17 protein-coding genes and 5 pseudogenes are annotated in these 24,302 nt (G+C 39.2%); 11 read left to right on the top strand and 11 right to left on the bottom strand.

Translation table 11 applies throughout. The features are described from left to right. Window positions 1-349 precede the first annotated feature (349 nt). Both CAL6303_RS09630 and CAL6303_RS09635 read left to right on the top strand, forming a co-directional pair. Complete coding sequence (locus CAL6303_RS09630) at window positions 350-709, top strand: Mo-dependent nitrogenase C-terminal domain-containing protein (protein WP_015197660.1); 360 nt, start codon at window positions 350-352, stop codon at window positions 707-709. A gap of 18 nt (window positions 710-727) precedes the next feature. Next, complete coding sequence (locus CAL6303_RS09635) at window positions 728-1,000, top strand: cupin domain-containing protein (RefSeq protein ID WP_015197661.1); 273 nt, start codon at window positions 728-730, stop codon at window positions 998-1,000. Between the two features lie 262 nt (window positions 1,001-1,262). Here CAL6303_RS09635 and CAL6303_RS09640 read toward each other — a convergent pair whose 3' ends face one another. The 3 genes from CAL6303_RS09640 to CAL6303_RS09645 all read right to left on the bottom strand — a co-directional run bounded on the left by CAL6303_RS09640 (window position 1,263) and on the right by CAL6303_RS09645 (window position 5,600). After that, entirely contained in the window at window positions 1,263-4,445 is a 3,183-nt protein-coding gene (locus tag CAL6303_RS09640) for a CHAT domain-containing tetratricopeptide repeat protein (protein ID WP_015197662.1), read from the bottom strand. Between the two features lie 661 nt (window positions 4,446-5,106). Further along, on the bottom strand, window positions 5,107-5,292 hold the full coding sequence (locus tag CAL6303_RS31055; RefSeq protein ID WP_255348462.1) for a type II toxin-antitoxin system HicA family toxin: 186 nt from the start codon (window positions 5,290-5,292) through the stop codon (window positions 5,107-5,109). A gap of 80 nt (window positions 5,293-5,372) precedes the next feature. Further along, window positions 5,373-5,600: a type II toxin-antitoxin system HicB family antitoxin gene (locus CAL6303_RS09645; RefSeq protein WP_015197663.1), complete on the bottom strand. Its 228-nt coding sequence runs from the start codon at window positions 5,598-5,600 to the stop codon at window positions 5,373-5,375. A 255-nt stretch (window positions 5,601-5,855) separates the two neighbouring features. Here CAL6303_RS09645 and CAL6303_RS09650 point away from each other — a divergent pair, with 255 nt between their 5' ends. Next, window positions 5,856-6,710: a DUF3800 domain-containing protein gene (locus CAL6303_RS09650; RefSeq protein ID WP_415748899.1), complete on the top strand. Its 855-nt coding sequence runs from the start codon at window positions 5,856-5,858 to the stop codon at window positions 6,708-6,710. Window positions 6,711-6,920: 210 nt separating this feature from the next. Here CAL6303_RS09650 and mutS read toward each other — a convergent pair whose 3' ends face one another. After that, complete coding sequence (gene mutS, locus CAL6303_RS09655) at window positions 6,921-9,509, bottom strand: DNA mismatch repair protein MutS (RefSeq protein ID WP_015197665.1); 2,589 nt, start codon at window positions 9,507-9,509, stop codon at window positions 6,921-6,923. A gap of 532 nt (window positions 9,510-10,041) precedes the next feature. Between mutS and CAL6303_RS09665 the strand changes: the two genes are divergently transcribed. Further along, the gene (locus tag CAL6303_RS09665; protein ID WP_015197666.1) at window positions 10,042-10,650 is read left to right on the top strand and encodes a PH domain-containing protein; all 609 of its coding nucleotides are present in this window, start codon (window positions 10,042-10,044) and stop codon (window positions 10,648-10,650) included. Window positions 10,651-10,661: 11 nt separating this feature from the next. On the opposite strand, the gene CAL6303_RS31060 is transcribed toward CAL6303_RS09665, so the two are convergent. From CAL6303_RS31060 to CAL6303_RS09675, 3 genes and pseudogenes are all read right to left on the bottom strand, one after another. After that, on the bottom strand, window positions 10,662-10,967 hold the full coding sequence (locus tag CAL6303_RS31060) for a zinc ribbon domain-containing protein (RefSeq protein ID WP_415748901.1): 306 nt from the start codon (window positions 10,965-10,967) through the stop codon (window positions 10,662-10,664). Window positions 10,968-10,976: 9 nt separating this feature from the next. Further along, a pseudogene (locus CAL6303_RS09670) lies at window positions 10,977-12,597 on the bottom strand (IS1182 family transposase). Between the two features lie 71 nt (window positions 12,598-12,668). Further along, window positions 12,669-13,394, bottom strand: a complete 726-nt coding sequence (locus CAL6303_RS09675) for an RNA-guided endonuclease InsQ/TnpB family protein (protein ID WP_203225946.1) — start codon at window positions 13,392-13,394, stop codon at window positions 12,669-12,671. Between the two features lie 120 nt (window positions 13,395-13,514). Here CAL6303_RS09675 and CAL6303_RS09680 point away from each other — a divergent pair, with 120 nt between their 5' ends. Continuing rightward, a complete protein-coding gene (locus tag CAL6303_RS09680) occupies window positions 13,515-14,855 on the top strand; it encodes an IS4 family transposase (protein ID WP_015197667.1) in 1,341 nt (446 codons plus the stop codon). A 425-nt stretch (window positions 14,856-15,280) separates the two neighbouring features. On the opposite strand, the gene CAL6303_RS09685 is transcribed toward CAL6303_RS09680, so the two are convergent. Next, the gene (locus CAL6303_RS09685; RefSeq protein WP_015197668.1) at window positions 15,281-15,499 is read right to left on the bottom strand and encodes a chlorophyll a/b-binding protein; all 219 of its coding nucleotides are present in this window, start codon (window positions 15,497-15,499) and stop codon (window positions 15,281-15,283) included. 154 nt (window positions 15,500-15,653) lie between these two features. On the opposite strand from CAL6303_RS09685, the pseudogene CAL6303_RS31065 reads away from it, so the two are divergent. The 3 pseudogenes from CAL6303_RS31065 to thyX form a co-directional block, all read left to right on the top strand. Beyond that, window positions 15,654-15,962 (top strand): annotated as a pseudogene (locus CAL6303_RS31065) (FAD-dependent thymidylate synthase); the annotation flags it as partial. Next, window positions 15,936-17,141 (top strand): annotated as a pseudogene (locus CAL6303_RS09690) (HNH endonuclease); the annotation flags it as partial. The pseudogenes CAL6303_RS31065 and CAL6303_RS09690, both read left to right, overlap by 27 nt. Before the next feature lie 3 nt (window positions 17,142-17,144). Then, a pseudogene (thyX, locus tag CAL6303_RS31620) lies at window positions 17,145-17,579 on the top strand (FAD-dependent thymidylate synthase); the annotation flags it as partial. A gap of 202 nt (window positions 17,580-17,781) precedes the next feature. Here thyX and CAL6303_RS29100 read toward each other — a convergent pair. The 3 genes and pseudogenes from CAL6303_RS29100 to gloB form a co-directional block, all read right to left on the bottom strand. Continuing rightward, window positions 17,782-19,020, bottom strand: a pseudogene (locus CAL6303_RS29100) (ISAzo13 family transposase). Between the two features lie 261 nt (window positions 19,021-19,281). Continuing rightward, window positions 19,282-19,740 carry a 50S ribosomal protein L9 gene (rplI, locus tag CAL6303_RS09705; protein ID WP_015197670.1) on the bottom strand — a complete coding sequence of 153 codons (459 nt, stop codon included), beginning with the start codon at window positions 19,738-19,740 and terminating at the stop codon, window positions 19,282-19,284. Window positions 19,741-20,108: 368 nt separating this feature from the next. Beyond that, the gene (gene gloB, locus CAL6303_RS09710) at window positions 20,109-20,882 is read right to left on the bottom strand and encodes a hydroxyacylglutathione hydrolase (protein WP_015197671.1); all 774 of its coding nucleotides are present in this window, start codon (window positions 20,880-20,882) and stop codon (window positions 20,109-20,111) included. 385 nt (window positions 20,883-21,267) lie between these two features. Here gloB and CAL6303_RS09715 point away from each other — a divergent pair, with 385 nt between their 5' ends. From CAL6303_RS09715 to CAL6303_RS09725, 3 genes are all read left to right on the top strand, one after another. After that, a complete protein-coding gene (locus tag CAL6303_RS09715; protein WP_015197672.1) occupies window positions 21,268-21,477 on the top strand; it encodes a hypothetical protein in 210 nt (69 codons plus the stop codon). A gap of 326 nt (window positions 21,478-21,803) precedes the next feature. After that, entirely contained in the window at window positions 21,804-22,757 is a 954-nt protein-coding gene (locus CAL6303_RS09720) for a GDP-mannose 4,6-dehydratase (protein ID WP_015197673.1), read from the top strand. A 259-nt stretch (window positions 22,758-23,016) separates the two neighbouring features. Then, window positions 23,017-24,261: a glycosyltransferase family 4 protein gene (locus tag CAL6303_RS09725; RefSeq protein WP_015197674.1), complete on the top strand. Its 1,245-nt coding sequence runs from the start codon at window positions 23,017-23,019 to the stop codon at window positions 24,259-24,261. The last annotated feature ends 41 nt before the right edge of the window (window positions 24,262-24,302 follow it).

The following is a 24,302-nucleotide window of genomic DNA, read 5'->3' on the forward strand; positions in this document are numbered from 1 at the left end:
TGTTTTGAAGGGAAATAATGACTCTGTTCCCAGGAAATTGCCAGATATAGCGATCTTGATTTTTAGATATGCGATCGCTATTCGATATATCAGTAATTACAAAACTAAAGCGATGACAATTGTAAAGTTTTTTTGCTATTTTGTATTGGACGGGACAGTTATAGTTCATTCGGTGGGTTTAAATAACAATTAATCTTGAATTCACAGTTCAGATTTCAGGAAAAGCGACTCAGCGTTGTGTAAATCAAAATAACTGAACCACACAACTAGAAAACTGAGACAGCTTGAATGGAACAGTTTCAATCATACAATCGTCAGCGTTAGTCAAGACCAGGAGAGGCTTGCTACTATGATCAAAACCAACCGCAAAGAAATAGTTTTTTCGGGATTTGTTAAGCCAGTAGTGGAAACAAATCAACCAATTAGTAAACCCCTAATTCACCAGCCTAGATTTGCTTTTTTAGAACCATTACGTCAGTGGTTAGACGCATTAGAAATTCAGAATCCTAAAACTGCTAGACTGATTGCTAAATATATTCCTGCACAATGTCCATTTGAGCGTGACATCACAGTTTTTGGTCACAAAATCGCTCACATTCCACCCCTTTGCAAATTGAATCCACTGTACGATCAATTTGTTGGTTTGCGTTTCCGCGCTTTGTGCTTCTTAGTCGATAAATGTGGTGAAGACATCCAGTCTTATTGTTAAAATGTTCAAAAACTGAATATGGAAATTAAAATTCAGCATCAACCAAGTTCAGAAGATTTAGAAAAATTAGGCATGTCAGAGTGGGATATCTGGCAAAAAGAAATATCTAAGTTCTCTTGGACTTATGATGAACAAGAAACCTGTTACTTTTTAGAAGGGGATGTAATTGTCACCCCAGATGAGGGGGTACCAGTGCAGATGGGGAAAGGAGATTTAGTCACCTTCCCAGCGGGGATGTCTTGCACCTGGGAAATTAGAGAAGCGGTGAGAAAACACTATTGCTTTAATTAATTAGAAATTACCAATTTGTAGAGACGTAAGTAAAGTCTATGGAAAATACATAGTTACTATCCAATGTACGTCTCTACAAAGTAGAAGTTTTATAACCATAAGATAGATTTAGATTAGATCCCCGACTCCTTGAAGGAGTCGGGGATCTCCTGTTCATGACAGTGATGGTGCGTCGAGAAACCCGGTTTCATTAGTCGCAGTGGCAAATCGTGATATTGAATCTGGAGAAATCGCGTTTCTGGAGTATGTCACGTTGTTGATACTATCGCCATTCACCAGAGACGGTGAAAGCTGCCCAATAATGGGGATTTTGCCATTTGGGATCTTGGGATAACTTGATTTGGGCGGCACGCATTGCCGCAGCCGGGGTTTTCTTTTCCTGCAACATCTGTTTGTAAAACTCCTGCATCAATATTGATGTCCCCTCATCGTTAACATTCCACAGGGAGACTGCAACCCGCTCTGCACCAGCATACATTAATCCCCTTGTCAATCCCACTAAACCTTCACCACTGACATTTTTACCAAGTCCAGTTTGACAAGCACTCAAAACAATTAATTCGGCTGGATAATCTTGGTTGAATAAGTCTATTAAACGCAGTAAACCAGGTATTTCTTTACCTTGTTTATCAACTAGGGAGAGGACAATACCCGAATTTTCTGGCTGTTCCTCGTTAGCAAAACCGTGGGTAGCAAAGTGGAGAATTTTGAATTGATTGAGTGCAGGATTAGTTGCCCAGGTGTAATTTGCCTCAAAGTTGAGCGCTTCTAAGCTGCTTGGAGACTTGTTTAAGGATTTGACGATATCTAAAATTGTCTTTGCCTCAATTCCAGTATTGCGAAGTCTAGCCCAGCCATTGCGGTTCAGGTTTTTGGCAGAACGTTCCAAGGTAGAACGTTCGATTTCCAGTTCGGGAGTTAGTTGAGATTTTCCCCTTGATGCAGAATTTTGTCTAACACCTTGAAGTTCTGGTGCGAGTTTATCTTCGCAATTTGGATCTGGATTAGTTAAGCGACAGTCATCATTACTGTAGACAGGATCAGCAAGAATCGCTATGGTTTTCGGTGCTGGGGTGCGTTTTGCTAGTTCCTGACGTTGAATTGCGATAGTTGATGCAGAGGGTAAGTTGACGATTTCATGATTTACCATTAACGGTTGGTAAGAACCTTTCTGGTTATTTGGATTATTCAATGCTGCAAAAGGAATAGTTTGCAATGCACCATCAGCCACAATTAGCAACCGCTTTCCAGCTAATTTGTTGGCAACGGGTGTAAGGAGCATTTTACTGAGTTTTTCGGCTGATTCCACAGCAAAATCTTGTGTAGTTGCTTTCCCCAAAGCTGTACGGAAATTTTCTGCTTCGATCTCTATTTCTTTGCGTCCTGGAAGTTGGTAAGTATTTAAAGAATTGGGTGTAACTGCCCAGAGGTAACTGCGTTCATCTCCGATGGAATATTGCAGCAACACTGTATCTTTGTCCAGTTGTTGTTGAATTTGCTGGAGATTTAGGGGTTGGGGATATTTTAAATTCGCGTATTTGGGACTGCTTTCACGGATGGAGATTTGCAGTTGTTTGTATTGGTTGCGAAGATTTTCCAGTTCGGTTTCGAGTTTTTTGATGGATTCGGCAACAATTGCGTCTTTTTGATTTCCCGATTTCTGTTTTTGTAATAGTGCTTCCTTTGCATCAAGTTGCTGTAATAAATCGCTTTCTTTTTGTAATAATTCCGGTTTTGCACCTTTACGGATTTTGGCATTAGCTTCTGTGAGTAATTCTAAAAGCACCCTAGCGCGAGACTTTTCGCTGATGTTTAAGGCTAATGCGTCGTAGTTTTTGCCTGGATTTTTCTTGTCCAGTTCCATCAATAGGTCGATGTAGAATTTGTAATAACCTTGGACTGTGGCGAAGTATTGAGTTTTTAGGTCTTTATCTGTGTAGGTTCCCCGTAACTTTTCGATGATATTAATAGCGCTTTCGATCTGTTTCCGGGATGCTGACAAATTGCCTTGTTTGCGTTCTAAATCAGCTAAATTCGCCACAGTTGTAGCTTGCTGTGATTTATCCCCCACTTCAATCGATAAAGGCAGGGATTGGTTATAAAACTTGAGTGCTTGCTGTTTGTCTCCTAAACTATCGTAGACTAAACCGATATTATTCAGGGTTCTAGCTTGCCCAGTTTTATACCCCACTTCAATCGATAAAGGCAGGGATTGGTTATAAAACTTGAGTGCTTGCTGTTTGTCTCCTAAATCATTGTAGACAAGACCGATATTATTCAGGGTTGCAGCTTGCCCAGATTTATCCCCCACTTCTATCCTTAAAGGCAGGGATTGGTTATAAAACTTGAGTGCTTGCTGTTTGTCTCCTAAATCATCGTAGACAAAACCTATATTATGCAGGGTTCTAGCTTGCCCAGTTTTATACCCCACTTCAATCGATAAAGGCAGAGATTGGTTATAAAACTTGAGTGCTTGCTGTTTGTCTCCTAAACTATCGTAGACTAAACCGATATTATTCAGGGTTGCAGCTTGCTGTGATTTATCCCCCACTTCAATTGATAAAGGCAGAGATTGGTTATAAAACTTGAGGGCTTGCTGTTTGTCTCCTAAACTATCGTAGACACCACCGATATTATTGAGGGTTGAAGCTTGCCCAGATTTATCCCCCACTTGTATCGATAAAGGCAGGGATTGGTTATAAAATTTGAGTGCTTGCTGTTTGTCTCCTAAATCTGAGTAGACACCACCGATATTATTCAGGGTTCTAGCTTCCCCAGATTTATCCCCCACTTCTATCCTTAAAGGCAGGGATTGATTATAAAACTTGAGTGCTTGCTGTTTGTCTCCTAAATCTGAGTAGACTAAACCGATATTATTCAGGGTTCTAGCTTGCTGTGATTTATCCCCCACTTGTATCGATAAAGGCAAGGATTGGTTATAAAACTTGAGCGCTTGCTGTTTGTCTCCTAAATCTGAGTAGACACGACCGATATTATTCAGGGTTGTAGCTTGCCCTGATTTATCCCCCAATTCGATCGTTAAAGGCAGGAGTTGGTTATAAAACTTGAGTGCTTGCTGTTTGTCTCCTAAACTAGAGTAGACTAAACCGATATTATTCAGGGTTGCAGCTTGCCCTGATTTATCCCCCAATTTCCGCCATAAAATCAGTGCTTGTTCCCATTTCTCTCTGGCTTCTACCAGTGATTCTGCGGTTCCTTGCTGATATAATTGCATTCCTTCTTTCATTAACTTCTCAGCTTCTGCACGGGTGGCATCTGGCTGTGTTGTTGTTGGCTGCTGTGCTATTTGTAACTGTGCTAATGCAGTTCTTGCACCAACCGAATCTGAGAGTAAAACCACGCTTAAGAGGGTAATCAAGCTGTAGCAATTGATTTGACGTAGTGAAAACTTGATAATTTGCTTATTTTTTCTGCACCCGTTCATTTTTAGTCCTCAATCAAAATTTTTAGTCGTGAAAAATTAGACCGTATTTATACGGTTGCGATGACAAGAATAATTTTATATTTCCGGAAATATACTGAATTATATAGTGGTCAGTTTAAAGCCAAAGTGAAGAGTAGGTAAACCTGGTTTCAGTTTTTGCAACAAGATTTAGATCCCCGATGATGAGGCATTTGTCATTGCGACGCAAGGAAGCAATCTCAAAATCTGTTGTTTACGACTGTCGTGGTGCAGCGAATATCAGAAACCAGGTTTCACCAGCTTGGTAAACAAACCATCAAACACTAAAACTTAAAGAAACCTGGTTTCCTGTACAAACTAATCAATCCGCAACAACCTTATCCTCCAAGATAAGTACATAGGCAAAAATATTTACATTCATTGAGAGTAACGCGAAGTATCTCTAATCCCTGCGATTGCTTCATTCCGCTAAGTCGCAAAGCGACACGCTGCGCGAACGCTACATTCGCAATGACATTGTGTAATTAATTCTGTTTGGTTACTTAAACTAGGTTGAACAGGATTTTTCGACTTCGAGGAAACCCGGTTTCATTAGTCGCAGTGGCAAATCGTGATATTGAATCTGGAGAAATCGAGTTTCTGGAGTTTTTAGCAAATTGTCGGTTTATTGCATTTTTCTCAACTACACATCATTCTCTATTTCATCAACAATCTCATCTTGCGGTTCTTCAGGAGGCTGTTTTTCTTGGGAGAGAGTCTCTAATAAACCAGCTGCTTTTAAAAGATTTCTAAGTAAACCTATTTTGATATCTTTATTCCCGTGAATTGGTACAGAAATTCGAGATGGAACACCAGATTTAGCATAAATATAATGACTTCCCTAAAATCGTAATAATGTCCAGCCGTTTGCTTCTAAAAGTTTTGCTAACTTTTTACCGGACATTGAATTCATACAGCAATTTCCATCACTTTCGATTTTTCTGTTATTTGGGCTGCATCAATATCAACTGATAAACAACCTTCTATATCAACTGATAAACAACCTTCTATTGCTTCATAGAGGTTTTCAAGTAGTTCTTCAAATGTGTCTCCTTGAGTAGCACAACCAGGAATTGCTGGTACTTCTGCCCAATATCCACCTTCTTCTGCTTCATGAATAACTACTTTCAGTTTCATCCTATTTACCTGACCAAGTGAATATATTTGGTATCACCCATTCTACCAAAAATTAATGGGTCAAAGCGTAGCAGCTTAACCCTACGTGGTGCAGCGAGAAACCCGGTTTCATCAGTCGAAGATGAAAAATCGTGATGTTGAATGTGGAGAAACCGGGTTTCTGAGATCTTATGGTTGCTGGATGTCAGGATTTTCCTGCTAATATAATACAAATTAACTATGTATTAACCATCAGGTGGCATCATCAGAGGAGAGGTGAAATTGTCCAAAGAATATATTATTTATTGTGATGAGTCAATTGACAAAGGGCGCTTCTTTTCTAACTTCTATGGTGGTGCTTTGATTCGTTCTCAGGATTTACGCAAAGTCGAGAAAATCTTATTTGCCAAGAAAAATGAACTAAATTTGTACAAAGAGATTAAATGGTCGAAAGTAACAAGTCTATATTTGGATAAGTACATTGGTTTAATGGAAAAGTTTTTTGACTTTATTGAAGCTGATATAGTCAAAATTAGGATTATGTTTACTCAAAACTGCAACGTACCTAATAATCTAAGCTCTGAGCAAATAGATAACGAGTATTTTTTACTATATTATCAATTTCTTAAACACGCTTTTGGATTACAATACTCTAACCCAACAGAAGAAAAGACCAGAATTAGACTATATCTTGACTACCTTCCAGATACAAGAGAAAAAGCAGCAAGTTTTAAAAAGTACTTGCTGGGTTTAAATAAAAATCCTCAGCTTGAAAATGCAGGTATTTACATTGATGAAAACCAGATAGCCGAAGTGCGATCGCACGATCACACAATATTACAATGCTTGGATGTGGTTTTAGGTGCAATGCAATTTCGGCTGAACAACAAGCACAAAGAAAAGCCTGATGGTGCAAGGTGTAGAGCAAAACGCACAATAGCCAAAGAAAAACTATATACTTACATCTACCAACGCATTAACCAAATATACCCGCGCTTCAATATAGGAGTCAGTACATCTCTACGTGAAGATGTCACAAATAGATGGAATCATCCATACCGCCACTGGTTGTTTAAGCCTGAAGATTTTAATATAGATCCCAGTAGAACAAAATCTAATTCAAAAATTTAAAAGCCCCGCTCTTGCTATGCCCGTTACAAGTCCATAAAGGATTGTGTTTGGGCGTATCCCAAGTGGAACTTGAGACTTCGCAAGTAGCAGGGTATTTTTATAATAACAGAGATATAGTCAGCCTACAATAATAACATATTTTATTTCGCCTGCTAAATAGAAACTGGGTTTCGGAGAAATTATCATGGTGCGATGAGAAACCTAGCTTCCTCACTCCATATTCTGTAACCCCATCGCAATTTTACTATGCTGTTCAATTTGCCCCATCACCTGTTTTGCCCTTTGAATCACCACTGCTGGTAAACCTGCTAACCTTCCAGCTTCGATGCCGTAGGATTTTTGCGCTCCACCTGGTTGAACTTGGTGTAAAAATATGAGTTTATCGGGCATTTCCTTAACCGTGACTTGGTAGTTTGCCACATTGGGTAAAATCCCGGCTAATTCGTTCAATTCATGATAATGGGTGGCGAAAATTGTGCGGGATTTGATTTCCATTGCTAAATATTCTCCCACAGCCCAAGCGATGGAAAGTCCGTCAAATGTTGCAGTACCGCGTCCAATTTCATCGAGGAGAACTAAGGATTTTGCGGTTGCGTGGTTGAGAATGTTGGCGGTTTCGTTCATTTCCACCATAAAAGTAGATTGTCCTGTTGCCAAGTCATCCACAGCACCGACGCGAGTGAAGATGCGATCGCATATCCCCAATTTTGCATATTTTGCGGGGACAAAGCTCCCAATTTGTGCCATTATTTGGATTAATCCTGTTTGCCGGAGGTAGCAACTTTTACCGCTGGCGTTTGGTCCGGTGAGGATGACTAAATCGGGGGATGGATTGTGTGAATTACCACTATTATTGTTCTCAGTATCTGCTCCCAAACGGCAGGTATTAGGGACGAAAAAGCCTGCTGGTAGGGATTGTTCGACTACCGGGTGTCTCCCATCCACAACGTATATTTCTCTACCTTCCACCATTTGGGGACGGCAATAACCCTGAATCACTGCCAACTCTGCCAATCCACATAATACATCGGCAGCGGCAACGGCACGGGAAATATTCCGAATGATTTCGGCATAAACGGCGACTTCCTCTCGTAATGCCACAAAAATCTCGTATTCTAACTGATATAAATCATCTTGAGCGTTGAGAATCCGAGTTTCCCGTTCTTTCAACTCTATGGTGATATACCGTTCTTCGTTAGTTAAGGTTTGTTTGCGGATGTAGTTACTGGGAACTTGGTCTGCCTTGGCACGGGATATACTAATGTAGTAGCCAAAGGTCTTGTTGAAACCGACTTTCAAATTTTGGACTCCTGTTTTTGCCCTCTCATCCACTTCCAAGTTGGCAATCCACCTTTGATCCTCTTCTACCAAAGCCTTTCTTTGATCCAACATCTCATTGATTCCCGAACGAATCAACCCACCTTCCTTGATGTGAATTGGTGGAGATTCCACCAAATGCGCGCTAATTTTCTCTGCCAAAGTTTCCAATTCTGTGGGGACTTTTTGCAGTGCTTTGAGAAAAGGCGATCGCGCTTCGGCTACAATGCTTGCTAATTCTGGTAACTTAGAAAGTGACTCTGCCAACGCTCCCAAATCACGAGCATTTGCTTTTCCTGAACCAGTTCTCCCCGTCAACCGTTCCAAATCGTAAATCTGCTTTAATAACCTTCGCAAATCTTGACGCAAGGATGTATTTTCCACCAATTCCGCAATTGTATCTTGACGGGCAGCTATTCCCCTCACATCAAGTAGCGGTTGTAACAGCCATCTTCGCAGCGCCCTTCCCCCCATAGCCGTACTCGTTCTATCGAGCGCCCACAGTAAGGAACCATGGTAAGTACCATCTCGAATTGTCTGCGTAATTTCCAGGTTGCGGCGTGTTTGATAATCTACAATCAAAAAATCCGCCAAGGTGTAACTTCGCAATGGTTGCAGGGGAATCGAACTTTCCTTTTGCGTCTCCTCCAAATATTCCAACAACCCTCCCGCAGCACGCACAGCTAAGGGCAAATGATCACATCCCAAACCTTCCAAAGAGCGAATTTTAAACTTTTGGAGTAACCGACTCCTTGATTCTCCTTGGGAAAATGGCAACTGCGATCGCATACAATAACAAAAGCTGGCTGGTAGGCATTCCGGTAAACTTGCCGACTTTTCCCCAGGACGCAATAAAGCACCTAAATCTGGTGCATTGGTTGGTATTAATATCTCCGCAGGTTGTAACCGCATCACCTCCTGCGTCAAATGTTCCAAATTACTGCCTTGGGTAGTTAAAAATTCTCCTGTGGAGATATCTGCATAAGCTAACCCCCAGGAATCCCCCGCAATTACCACTGCTGCCAAGTAATTATTTTTCCTGGCTTTCAACATTCCATCTTCTAACAGTGTTCCTGGGGTGAGGATGCGGGTAACTTCCCTTCTTACCAATCTCCCCGCAGCGGCAGCAGCATCTTCTACTTGATCGCAAATTACTACAGCGTAGCCCTTTTCCACTAACAGTGTCGCGTGACGTTCCCAAGAATGGTGAGGAACACCCGACATTGCTACCCTTCCCTGTTCCCCAGCTTGCTTACTGGTGAGTACCAACTCCAATTCCTGCGCTAACGTCACCGCATCTGAAAAGTAACATTCAAAGAAATCACCCACTCGATAAAAAAGCACCGCGTGCAGGTGCTTTTCTTTGACTTCGACGTAGTGCTGATACATCAAACTCAGCTTACTCACATCAACGTCACGGTGATCTGTAATTAGGTTGTTGGCATTATTTGCCGATGAAGATGCAGAATAGGAAGCTGTCATGGATATCTAGTGATACAAAGGTCAACCTGATATTGTTAGATCATAACCTGTAGCTGGGGTTGACGGAACATTGTTTACTGATTATTTATTTTTCTCAAAGAATAAAATGGCAAAAAGTCGGTTTTGGTTCGCAATCTCCCGTAGGTTATGGATTCACTGCGTTGCGGGGGTTTCCCCGTTGTAGCAGGTGACGTTGGAGGCTTTGCGGAACCCAACAAAACCAAGCGGGAAACTAATAAATATTCAGATACTATAAATATGTCAATCAACAAGCAAAATTCACGCTACTTAATATTTTACCTGTTGATCAATGTTGGGTTACGCTCCGCTGCGCCCAACCTAACTACTGAAAAACCACAACTTTTCTCCTGTACTTAGAACTTGGAATAATAAGTATAAATATTGACAACATAATTTGCTCTGTTAGAATTTGGAAAGTGTTGCAACCACGGCTTCACATCGCCAGAATTTTTCGCTAATTGACGAGAGAAGACCTTGATTTTTCAAAAACTATTCTAAGGAGATTGCTAATATGTTTAAAGCGATGGCTTCGGAAGCACTAGGATTGGGTGATATTGGTTCTGTAATTCAGCCCCGGGATTTTGACAAAGTTGATGCAGATGATTATTTATTTCACGAAGACGGTGAAAAGATATTTTTTCTCATTAAGTCTAGAAAAGATGAGTATTGCTTTACTAACTTTGCATTGATTCACGTAGATGGTTTTTCTGCTACTTCCTCAAAGCGTTCTATCAAACGATACGAATACGCTTGCGAGCATATTTCTAGCGTCACGTTGGAAACTGCTGGAAGTGTAGATATGGATATCGAGTTGAAGTTCAAGATCGGAACAACTTCATTCCTGATCAGTGTACGAAAGACGTTCATCGAACAATTGAAAGATATTTACAAAGCATTAATTAGCATTAGTAAACGTCAGTATACCGATGAGATTTGTAGGAATAATGCACTGAAAGCGCTGGATGCGACTGCTTCTATGTACAAGATTAGTAATCCAGTTTCTGGGGAAGCGATCGCTACTCAATTTAATGACATTCTGAAAAATCTCAATTCTGCCATCTTGGTAAATTATACAAAACGCGATTTTAGTGATGTTTTTAGCAAATATATTTCTTCGTGAACTACCCCGCCTCATAGGTGGATGGGGCTTCCAATTTCAACCGGGACAGCCTTAGATACGGAAGATTTCCTTCCAACCCTCGGACTTACATCCCGTCCATTGGCAGTAGCGCTAGTTCCTAACGCTAATACTCGAAGCCCTTCGTCTCGAATATTGATAGCCGCGTTCACATCTCTATCGTGCTTAGTGCCGCAACTAGAACAAGTCCAGCTACGCACATCTAAAGGCAGACTACCAACTTGATTAAGGCATACATGACAAGTTTTACTCGATGGGAAAAATCTACCAATTTCTAGAGCACCAGTCCAGTAGAAGATATTGACAAATCAGGCAGAGTATGAATTATTAAAATTAGAAATTTCTTTATTATTAGTTTCAAACATACGAGCAAGAACGTGGAGATTATGAACAACAGCCATACGTCGAAGGTCAAAAAGGTTTTTGCGTAAGCCAATGTAGCGAGCTTTATCTCCTTGCCACTGACCAATATGAGCTAAACTATGCTCAACACTAACGCGCTCGCGGAGTTTCTCACGTCCACTCTGTGTAGTTTGACGTTCCCGTAGCTCTACAAGTAGAGACTCGTCAGGGTGAATAGAGATACTGCGACCTTGCTTACTCTCTGTACATTGAGAGCGTAAAGGACAGGTTTGACATTCGTGTTTGGGGAAGTGGACAACAGTCCCCTCATTAAAGGGTAAACTAACTCCATTGGGACAGCGAATGAAATGATTTTCCCAATCCAGAACAAAGGCATTTTTATCAAAAAAATTACCGTTGCGGACTTTCCATGCCTTGCAAATAATAGTCATATCAGGTGTGCGTTGTTTAACCCAATGACTAGCTAAATATGCACGGTCAATATGTAGCTCTTTGATGTCAAGAGTTGTTACGTTCTGGGCATTTAAGTCGAACTCAATTGCCATAGTTACAGATGCTTCTGGTTCGTTTGCTCTGGTAACACCAACAGCTCTTACCATTTGCAATTCTAAGTCTTTGAAAATATGACGTTTGTAACCATCAATTTTTTTGGCTGCGACTTTTACGACCATGACGCATATCCTCATCCTCAATTGAAATGCGTCTATCTTTAGCAACACCTTTACGGAGCTTTGGGGAGCCATCAGATTTCTCCTCAACATCTTGTGATTCAATTTGCCTCGCATCTTCAATGCTCTTGTTGACTTGAGTGCTTGTTTTTTCATCCAAATCAGTTTTTTGTTTGACCCAAGACTCAACTGAGTCTAATGTTTGCAATATTGTAGATAGTGCAACATTACGAGCTTCCGGGTCATCCCAATCTAAATCTAAGGCAGCTTTCAGGCTCGTTCCCGTGATGATTTCTGCACCGATAGTCGCTGTAACGCCTGTAACACCAGAATCGTCCTGTTCATAATTCTGAGCTATTACGAATAATGCTTTCCTTAGTGCATGACCTAACAAATTATACGTGTCTTCCACACGTGCCGCTCCCCATAACGGGCTTGAATCTAAGGCTACTTTTAACGACTTCGGATTGTAACCTTCATGAAAATGTGCCATTTCAACTGTTTTCGCCACAATCCTCTGGTCAAGAGACTTTGACATCAAAAGCGCACGAAATCTAACTAGTGTCCCTTTGCCAAATGGAGCTTGTTCACAATCGAGACAATCTAAAACTAGCTGCCATCGCCTATCCATTTCAATCGCTTCTATTGCCTCGTCATCTGAAACCCCTGTATATGCTTGTAAAATTACTGCAAGTGCAAGTTGTGCTGGTGGTATTGGAGATAAACCAACACTACTGTCCTTGAATACCCTTGCTAACTCCGTTTGGAAGTCTGGGTCAAATAATTCGTGTCGTATTTGCCGCAAAAATACAAATAACTTTGCTTTGCGTATACGTTTCGCAACTTTTTCTTCTTTGCTTGACAGGGAGATTGGAGGTTCCCATATTAATGGACGCATAGTTTGCACTCCTCATACCTTATTCTCCTTATTCTCCTATAAATTAGCCTCTGCAAAAACTATGTATCTTGTCAACTACTTCTACTGGACTGGTGCTCTAGGATGCGACGGGCTTTAGAACGTCGTATTGAACCTTTTTGTTTGCGGCACAACTTTTGTTGCTTGCGTTTGAGGTTTCTTTCTCGTTTCTTTAAGTGTTTGGGATTGTCAAATTTAGAACCATCAGACGTAACCGCAAAATGCGTTAGTCCAACATCAATGCCAACAGCTTTCCCTTCTGATTTGATTTCAATATCTGGCAATCCGTCGTCAAACAGCAAAGAAGCATAATATTTTCCTGCACAATTCATGCTAACTGTGACGGTTTTTATCTTTCCATCAAATGTACGGTGAATCTTTGCAGGAATAATACCTAACTTCCCAGGAAACTTGAGTGACTTATCATCAACAATTTCGACGTATTGGGGATACTGAATTGACTGTTTATCGTGCTTTGATTTGAATTTTGGGAATGATACCCTTGCTTCAAAGAAGTTTACAAATGCTCTCGATAGATTTAGGGAGACACTTTGTAGCACCTGGCTATAAGTTTCACCAAGCCATTCAAACTCTTTTTTTAGTGCAGGTAGTCGGCTATTCATCCCAATCTGAGATAAGCCCTTGCCTGTTTGTTTATAGAGTTCATTTGTTGCGTTGAGTGAATTATTCCAATACCAACGAGCGCAACCAAAAGCTTTTGATAGCAGATGCTTTTGCTCGATAGTTGGATAAATTCTGACTTTGGCAACGTTTTTCATTGAGTTATTTTCTCATCAATACCTTCGCCAAAGTAAGAGGATGAAGAGGAAGAGGTAGGGCGTTTCGTAGTAGAGTTATTGTCTCTCACAACGACAACTCAAAAACCACTATGTGCGCCCATGCTTGACATTTTATCATTGTTACAATGCTTCCTGCCGCAGATAAACGCTACAACGATGAAGCAATTGAACCAAATAATCTTGGCAATGTTAGCGATGAGCGGGCGAGTCACTATGTTGGGAATTTCTCGTTGGACAGGTAGTGGTGGTAGTTATCGGACGATGTTGAGATTTTTTCATACGGTAATCCCTTGGGCGACATTGTTTTGGCTATTTTTCCGCAAGCATTTGTTCCGTGCGAATGAGGTGTATTTACTTGCAGGAGATGAAGTTGTAGTAAGTAAATCCGGGAAAAAAACTTATGGGTTGGATAGATTCTTTTCCAGCCTAGTAAGTAAGCCAATATCAGGGTTATCTTTCTTTACATTATCATTAGTAAGTGTTGAACAAAGGCACTCATTTCCAATTCAGATAGAACAGGTAATAAAGAACGATATAGAAAAAAGTAGCGTATCGTTAAGACCAGAAATAAAAGCCAAAGAAAAACGTGGACGTGGACGACCAAAAGGGAGTAAAAATAAAAACAAGACCGAAGTAATTCTTACGTCTGAATTACTCAGAATTAAGAAGATGATTAATGAGCTAGTCAAGCTGGTAGCTAACTTTATCCCACTGACTTACTTAGTCTTAGATGGTCATTTTGGAAACAATAATGCTTTGCAGATGGCTCGACAGGTCAACTTACATATAATTTCCAAGTTACGCCACGATTCAGCATTATACATACCTTACCAAAATCCTGACCCTAATCATCGTTCACGCCGTAAATACGGAGATAAACTAGACTGGCGTAATATTTCTGATGAATATTTGCGTCAAAGTAGTATCGAAGAGGATATCCAAACCGATAGTTACCAAGCTACTTTACTGCACAAAGAATTTGCCCAGTCCCTGAATGTAGTTATTTTGGTGAAAACAAATCTGAAAACTAATGCTCGCAGTCACGTAATTCTGTTTTCTAGTGACCTAAAGTTGTCATCTGAGAAAATAATTGACTACTACAAACTACGCTTTCAGATCGAGTTTAACTTCCGTGATGCCAAGCAATTTTGGGGATTGGAAGACTTTATGAACATCGGTCAAACTGCGGTGACTAATGCTGCTAATCTAGCATTCTTTATGGTTAATTTATCTCATCATCTTCTCGCTGATTTCCGCATCCTGAATCCCGACTCCGGCATTATTGACCTTAAGGCTCATTACCGTGGTTTTCGATATGTTCATGAAATCTTAAAAATGCTTCCAGAAATTCCTGAGCCTATTTTATTAACCCAGATTTTTGCCAAGCTTACTTCTTTAGGGCGTATTCATCACGTTTCTACGGGCGTTGAATCCTCTTAATTTGGCAGAGGTATTGCTCATGAATCACATTTATTATAAATATGATATTTGAAATAAAATATAATTAGATGCTGGATCTAGCATCTGTTGCTATCCATCCCCAGCTTGTAGAAGCATGGGAAATTCCGCAAAATTAGTTAAAACAGAATTTATTGAAGATAAACCTAGGAATCATATCGCTTTTTCTTGGCATTCCGAAAGAAACTTTAAAATAGTCAAAGGTCGGGTTTTGAAGATTAACCCGACCTTTGATACTTTTTTGATAACTTTATAGGTTTTGTAGCTTTCGTGCGATAAATATAGCACTAAAGTCTATAGAAATTTTATGTTATTTATATTTATTAAACATTAAACATAACTAGATTAGGAGTGAAGGGTACAGGGACATAAAAGCAGAATCATCCTTGACCCTTTAACTCAGATAGTTACAGACTTCTGAAAAAACCGAAGATACCATGTCCGGTGAATACTTCCAATGCAATTAGCGAAATGAAACCAATCATTGCTAAACGACCATTCAACATCTCAGCATAGGTTGTAAAGCCAGTGCGATCGCCTTGTGCGTCAACATAGACTTTAGGCTCAATTGCAAAGTTGTTTAGTTTACCAGTCTCGTCAATAATAGAACCTTTGTATGATGTCATAATTTATTTCCTTGCTTGTGTTTGTTTTTTCCTTATGTAACAAACTGTAACGCAAAAATTAATTTTTGTAAAGAAGATTGTAAACAAGATTAATGAGTTATGCGATCGCCACCTGGGATATCATGACTCAAGTGCAGTAGTATTGACCCACATCATGGATAAATTTCGAGTCGAGGTTTTATCAAAAACCCCAAATCCCCAACAAGTAATTTATGCAGCGATGCATCAAGACTACACAGGTGCGTTTGTGTATGATGAACGCGATCGCTTTCCCAGTGAAGAGCAATGTGGTGATATTATTGTTAAGCGCCTCCTTGCTGGTGACAGAGGACACTACGGCTGTACGGAACACCCACAAATAGTCTTTAACTGCGGCTATTTTCCCCACAGTGTCATGCAGCAAGCACGTACACATCGTACTGGTGTATCGTTCGATGTGCAGTGTTTGGCAGCAAATACAGAAATTACGTTTGTTGATTATAAACACCAAGCAAGTTCAAAACTCAATAAAACAATCGGGGAACTGTACGAACTCTGGACAAATGGAGAGAGTGCTATTCGTCAAAGGCTAATTAAAGGTAGAAATGGAGAACTACCTGGAGAATATCGACGAGATTCTAAAACACGTATTCGTAAAATGCGTTTACGGGTTCTCAATGAAGAAACAGGGCTATTTGAAGTTGGACACATCAAAGATGTAATGTGTAGTGGAATGCAGCCTGTTTATCGAGTGACGCTGGAGGATGGCAAAACAATCGACTGTACTGCTAAACATCGCTTGTTTACTTCTGAAGGATGGCAAACAATGGGTGATGCTGTTGGTTTACTAGTGAATTTGGATCACAGCGTCAGCAAGATTACGAAATCTTGCCATGTGATGTGTAATGGTGTGGCAGTAGTGGATGATAAAAAGCGTAAACCTTGGAACTATGATCCCAATGCCCTTTACCGAAATCAAGTTTGGTTAGAAGAACAGCTAAGTAAAGGGCTTCATGCAGATGAAATGGCACAGTTAGCTAATTGTTCAGTTGAAGCTATCAAAAAATGGGTTTACGCTTACGGTTTATCGCTAAATAAAAAGCCCAAAGGCACCAAAAATCCTTGGAACAAGAAAAAAAGAGGCTATAAATTACAGCTTTCAGAGGAAAGCCGTGTAATCAGGGTCGAAAATGCGAAAAAATATACCAGACGTGGTGAAGAATCTAATTTTTGGAAAGGGGGAACATCAACAGAACGAGAACTTATAGGTGCGTGGACAAGAGATACTGCTCCACAAGTACATAAAAAATTTAATTATATTTGTCAAAGATGTGGAAATATGGGTGGTAATCTTCATGCCCATCATTTGATCCCTGTTTTTGCTGATGAGTCGGTGGCTTACGAATTTGATAATCTTGTCACAGTATGCAAGCAATGTCACGAACATATCCATCACAACAATTTAGAAGCAGAATTTGCTCAATCGTTTCAACCCATAATTGAGCCAGCTAATTGGAATGAAAAACCAAAACCACCAGGTAGAAAATTAAAGGCACATCCAGTCAAGGTGAAAAGTGTTGAATATCTGGGTGAACAAATGACTTATGACCTAGAGGTTGATGGTTCATGGCACAATTTTGTTGCTAATGGGATGGTTGTTCACAATTCTTACAGATATACCAGCCAGCAGGTAATCGATGTAATCGAGGCAGGAAAAGACATAGAAGAAGTATTTTACCTCCGTCCAATTGGTAATTACAGCGACAGACAAGGTAAAAAATACTACTATTCACCTGAGCAGCGCCAAAAAGATCTAGAGTGGTGCTTAGAAGCTGCAAAACGCTACAAAGACGATATTGATGGGGGAATGTCCGAAGAACACGCAAGGGGGAAAGTCCCCTTCGATTATCGACAGCATTTTGTCGTTAGTTTCAACATGCGATCGCTTCTTCACTTCCTTGACCTAAGATATAAAAAAGATGCACAGCTAGAAATTCAAAAGCTATGTGAACTGATGTTTCCCCACCTTGAAGAATGGACACCAGCAATAGCTGCTTGGTACAAATCCACGAGAATGGGTAAAGCTAGGCTTTCACCTTAGGGACTTCCAAAGAATAAATTATTCCAAAAAAAGGAAAAGACAGGTTGATTTAAAGAATGATAATCATTTTGAGGGGGAGAAAAGGGTTTGCCGTCGGCAAGCCCTTTTCTCCCCCTCATTTATGCATAAGAGTCTATACACTTGTTATTTGAAGTTAAACAGTGTAAATAAGGGATATTTTGCCGCTAAATAAATGTTGCTATTAAAATGAAATCACGTTTGTTTTACTACAACAAATATCAATAAACCAATTACCTAAATTTGGGAAAACTTCATGATTAGAATCGGTTAGCCGCTCAATCTGTTTTTCGATTTGAGCCATAGCTTTTTTTGTAAGTCTTTACCCCATTCTCATAAGTTTCGTGTACTAGCTTAACGACTGGATGTTTCCCGTTCCATTTCATAGTGCTAGCAAAATTTAAAGCCGTTTCTAGTTCATCTAAAATACTCCCATTCCAATGATTTTCTAGTACTGCCCATGTCCTTTCTATTGGATTGTATTTACTATGATAGGGAGGATAATAAGCTAAACGTATATTTACTTGATGTTTGTGAGCAAACTCTACTATACGTTTCATAAATTGGGTACGCCGCGAACTATTCTGCGGACCATTATCTTGATTCAGAAGTAGTGTTTTAACTTCAGAAAAACGATGCTTTTCACAAGACCAAAAATCTTCTAGAATATCAACGATAAAATCACTTGTAACTTTCGATTCTGTAAAGTACAAAAATAACTCGTCAAGCTCTGGAAGAAATATTCCATAAGGAGTTACAGTTGTTTTCGGATTATAATCATGGTCTGATGCTTTCACCCCATCCCGGCTTTTACCCCCTCGGTCAAATGAGCCGATCTTAACACAGGCTTTTCCGTCCATGCTTAGACGTAAAACACTCTTATCTTCATCTGCATCTTTATTTACTACATCTAATTGCTCAAAGATTGCATCAGTTTGTGGGTATTTTTTTGAGGCTGAACTTTCTTTACCCTTCTGAGCTTATAACCTAAATTATTTAATTTGACTCGAATTGTTTCTGATGTATGTAACTTTTCATCACTATAACCAGACTTTTCGATTAATTGCTTTCTAACTTCGGCTGCACTGAGTCTAGTATATAGTCTTTGACTTTTAAAACTCGGATCGGTTTGACTATAGAAGTCAACTATTTTTTTGATATCTTCTAAAAGATTTGGCAGATGTTCTTCTGCTTTGTAACGTCCTTTGCCACTCATGTTATCAACACAAGTAATACCGCTTTTTAATTCTCTTGTTCCTTTGCGAATTGTGTCTCGATTCCATCCTAATTCTGATTGTGCAAGTCTTTGCCCTCCTAAACCTAAGCTTTGAACTGTCGAAGCCATAAATCTACGCTTTTCTGCACCTTTTAATTGAGATGCAGTTTCAATGAACAACTTTTTCAGAGAATCAGTTAATACTATAGTCACCAGTTGCTACACTCAAAAACTCAGTCATTATTCAAATTACTACAAAAGGGGGGATGAAGGGGCTGCCGTCGGCACGCCCCTTCATCCCCCTTTAAAATGATTATCATTATTTCCAATGGAATAGTTTATTTTCTGGAAGTCCCTTAGAAAATGTTGGGGATATCTGTCCCCAGGAAAAATCTATGCCGTAACTAAAATAATAGAGCGAGTTTCCCCGCCCCATCATCTACTTACCTGCAAATCTAGGAATTTGGTTTAGCTAGCGACAACTTGGATGTTGACTTTGGCAGTTACATCTGAATGCAGCTTGATTTCTGCTTCATAAGTACCCAACTTGCCAATATCAGGAATAGTGATACCACGTTTGTCAACTTCAAGATTTGCGTTTTGTTTAATTACATCAGCAACATCTTGGGTGGTAACAGTACCAAAAATTGCATCATTTTCACCAGCTTGAACAGAAACTGTGTAACCAGTCACCTTTTCCAAAGCTTCTTTTTGTGTCAATGCTTGCTGTTTCAGTTCTTCCTGACGTTGACGTTCAATTTCACGACGACGTTCTACTTGCTTAAGAATACTAGGAGTTGCATGGGTTGCCAACTTCTGAGGAATCAAATAATTACGTGCATAACCAGGTGCAACTTCCACTAAGTCGCCAAACTTACCCAATTTGCTGATATCTTGGTTTAAAACTAGTTGTACTCGCTTCGCCATTGTTTTCGCTTTACTCTCTTTATCTGTCAAATTTGACTAACTTGGTAATAATCAGTTATCAGTTAGCAGTTATCAGTTACCTATACTGAGTTTGTCGGAACGAAGTGTACCGCAGGTAAAGTATCGGTTATATTAATTTTCACTGCTCACTGTTGACTCTTCACTGATAACTGATTTAATCGCATTCGATTAGTATACAGCTATATATATATAGCCCAAAGATCCTAACAGAATCCATAGCCCGATATTCCTATGGAACACTACGCGATCGCAACCCTCAATTCAGACTGATTTTTCGTTGTTGAGGGGAGCGATTCTAATCTTAGATGATAAACGCGATCGCAACTCCCCAGAATTACAAGTTAAAATTAAAATTTATCCTTCATTCCCCGTAATCGTGCAAACGTAACTACAGATTCATCACCACCAACAGCAGCTTGTAGTGCTGGGATATCCCATCTTAAGAAAGGATTGGTAAGTTTTTCGGTTCCTAACAACAAAGGAACTGTTGCTTCTTGCCGATGCCGACGGCTTTTAACTTCATCATATCTTTGCTGTAGCTGAATATTTCCCGAATCCACTGTCAGTGCAAATTCGAGATTTTTCTGCGTATATTCGTGAGCGCACCAAACCCGTGTAGAGTTAGGAAGCGATCGCAGTTTACTCAGAGAGCTTACCATCTGGGATGGTGTCCCTTCAAATAGACGACCACAACCACCCCCAAATAACGTATCACCACAGAACAACTCACCCATCTCATCCGAGTGCTGCGGAGGAAAATAATAGGCAATATGTCCGCTTGTATGTCCAGGAACAAAGAAAACTTCAGCTTGACGATTACCAAATTCAACCTTGGAACCATCTTCTAAATAAACCTGCTGTTCCGGTATTCTACCCCTATCCTCCACACCTCCGTATACTTTGACATCAGGGAAACATTGTATCAATTTCTTGTTACCACCTACATGATCATGATGGTGATGAGTATTGAAAATTGCCACTAACTCAGCTTGCAGTTCATGAAGTTTTGTTAAAACTGGCTCTGCAACTGCCGGATCAATCACTGCGGCAATACCTCTTTTTGAGTCATACAACAAGAAGATGTAATTATCTGCAAGTGCTGGTATGAGGATAACTTGCATTTTTTGAATTCCTTTATAAAAATTTGACAGTTTTTAGTTAGACCTAATACTAAGGTACTGTAATTCCTCCATATTTCATCAAGTGGAAGAGTATTTTGCATTACCTATTATAAAGATTGTGAAAGTCAATTGTATTTTTACTTAAAATCAAAATTATAAAATATCTCACTTTCCCGATATATCAGTATAAATTCCCTGGAAAGATGTGCCAGCACAAAGTTAAATTTATTATATAAAGGTATCAAAAAGTTTTGATATCAAAAACATCAATATTTACCTGCAACATTTCAATTTTAATAATTTTTGTTTTTTAATACTCACTTTAACAAAATGACTGTTGAGTAAATATTGCTTTGTGTATCTACCTAAATATGGATTACAAATTATGCCGAGATTAGAAAGTATGGAACGGGAAACAATTGTTGCTAGGATAGTCAATAGAATTATTTTTTCAGGAAGATTGAGCCGTCAAGATCATATTTTGCTAACATCAAAAATTTTAGGAAATAGTCGCATTAGTGATGGTGAACGTCGTCAGATAAATCGTATATTTGACCAAGTTCAAACCGGACAGCTTAAATTAATTGGTTGGTAAAATATTATCTATTAAGTGTAGCAATCCATAAATTGTTTGAAAAATATTTTTCATCAGCATTTAGGTAAAGCAAAATTAGAAAATACCTATTCAAAAATTGAACCTAGATACAGCATATCTTAATTTCATCGCTTACTCTCCCCTTGCAAAGGGGAGGGTTTAGGAGGGCTGTAATACTTATAAAATGCTGCATTATATTTTTGAGTAAATTATCAGGATTGCTATATCTAATAGTTCAAAGATGTATTAACTCAATCTAGTTATTAATCTTGCAATTTTCTCTATAAATATTTTTAATTTCTAAAATAGCTAACTAAACAAAAACTATGAAAACAGCCCTTATTTGCGGTGTTTCAGGTCAAGATGGAGCCTATTTAGCGCAGTTACTCCTAAATAAGAATTATAACGTTTGTGGTACCTCACGGGATGCTCAAATGTCATCCTTTAACAACTTAGCTCGCTTAGGTATTCGAGAGCAAATTAAGTTAGAATCAGTTGCCCTCAACGACTTTCGTAGCGTCCTCCAAATACTTACCAAAATTCAGCCAGATGAAGTTTACAACTTAGCAGGACAAACATCAGTTGGTCTTTCATTTGGGCAACCAGTAGAGACACTTGAAAGTATTGCTACAGGAACTTTAAATCTATTAGAAGCAATTCGTTTTCTGGGGAAACCAATTAAATTTTACAATGCAGGTTCTAGTGAATGCTTTGGTGATACTGGAGGAGAAGCCGCTGACGAAAACACTCCATTTCGTCCTAGAAGTCCCTACGGTGTAGCTAAAGCAGCAGCCTTTTGGGAAGTTGCTAATTACCGCGAAGCTTATAACTTATTTGCCTGTTCTGGTATTTTATTTAATCATGAATCTCCTCTACGACCAGAGCGTTTTGTCACACAAAAAATTATCTCAGCAGTTTGTCGAATTGCCGCTGGTAGTCAAGAAAAGTTATTGTTAGGCAACATTGATATTCAGCGTGATTGGGGCTGGGCACCTGAGTATGTAGAAGCAATGCATTTAATTTTGCAAAAAGATCAACCAGATGATTATGTAATTGCTACAGGAAAATCTCACAAACTAGAAGATTTTGTTGCGTATGCTTTTGCAGAATTTAACTTAGATTGGGAGGAATATGTTGTTACTGATAAAAGTCTACTACGACCAACTGATATTGCTTTAGGGAAAGGAAATCCCACCAAAGCTAAACAGCAATTAGGCTGGCAAGCAGAATATCAAATGCAAGATATTGTGAGAATGATGATACAAGAAAAAATGAAATAAGTTTTTTAGTTTGAGTAATATATTTTTTTGAATAAAGCAATTATAGATCATATAATTTACAGACGAATAAGTATTAACGCTTACTTGCTTGTATAAAATATTTTAATTCATCAGTATATTTATAGTGGAAGTCTAGATACACATTAAGTTAGATTGTGATTGATTTTGACGATTTAATTATATAGACAGCAAACTTGCGATCGCAAGCTTGTCAGAATTTCAGGAGCATCTTTGAAATCTATTACTAGTAATATTACTGATGTTAACTAACACGCATCAACATAAGCAAAATATTGAAAGTTTGCAACAAAGCAAAACTAAATTAAAAGTTTCATTACTTGTCAGCGACCTTTCAAGCGCTGGAGCAGGAAGATGGGGAGGTGGAGGTGTTCGCTCTTTTTTGATCGCTCAGGCACTCCAAAAGCTGGGTTATCAAGTAGAGATTGTGGGATTTGTGTTTGGTAATCAACCTGCTGTTATTCCTCAATCTGAAATTCCAGTTAGCTATGTTAACGGCTATAACTATCCACAATTTCTTAATTCGGCATCTCAACTTCTCAAAAAAATTGATGGTGATATCATCTATGCCATGAGACCAAAAATGACTACTTTTGGTCTATCTTTGCTAAATCAAATTAAGACACATAAACCGATAATTTTAGATATAGATGACTGGGAACTCAGTTGGCATGGTGGAGATCAATGGCAGTATCGTCCATCGATTAAACAATTTGCAAAAGATATCTTAAAACAGGATGGAGTTTTGAGATATCCAGACCATCCACTTTACATCAAGTGGGTTGAAGGTATGACTAAGCGTGCCAGTGCAATTACAATTCACACCCAATTTTTAAAGGAAAAATTTGGCGGCATTTATTTACCAAATGGGAAAGATACCAATCTATTTAACCCCAAACTTTATAACTCGGAAGAAAGTAAAGCACGTTATGGTTTATCTGGATATAGAACATTAATGTTTCCCGGAGCGCCAAGACCATATAAAGGCGTTGAAGATATATTAATGGCACTAGATATCTTAAATCAAGCAGATTTAAGGCTAGTAATTGTTGGAGGTAGTCCCTACGATGACTACGATAGTCAACTTATGGAAAAATGGGGACGTTGGATCATTAAGTTACCAAAATATCCATCATCACAGATGCCTGATATTGTTGCAGCAGCGGATGTAATTGTTGTTCCCCAGCGAAATACACCAGCCGCTTTAGCTCAATTCCCATTAAAGTTAACTGATGGAATGTCAATGGCAAAGCCAATCTTAGCGACTCGTGTCGGAGATATTCCAGAGATTTTAGGCAACAATGGTTATCTAGTTGATTCAAACGCTCCGGAACAAATTGCTGAACAAATTCAAGCGATATTTGAAGATTTTGATTTAGCGAAACAACGAGGTATTCAAGCAAGGGAAAGATGCGTTAAATACTATAGTATTGATACTATGAAATCTATTATATCTCAATTGTTTTCTGGGCTAAATCTTCATTAATTACTTGTAATAAATAAAACAATAATTAATCATTTTGAACA

The sequence above is a fragment of the Calothrix sp. PCC 6303 genome, assembly GCF_000317435.1.
Lineage (GTDB): Bacteria > Cyanobacteriota > Cyanobacteriia > Cyanobacteriales > Nostocaceae > PCC-6303.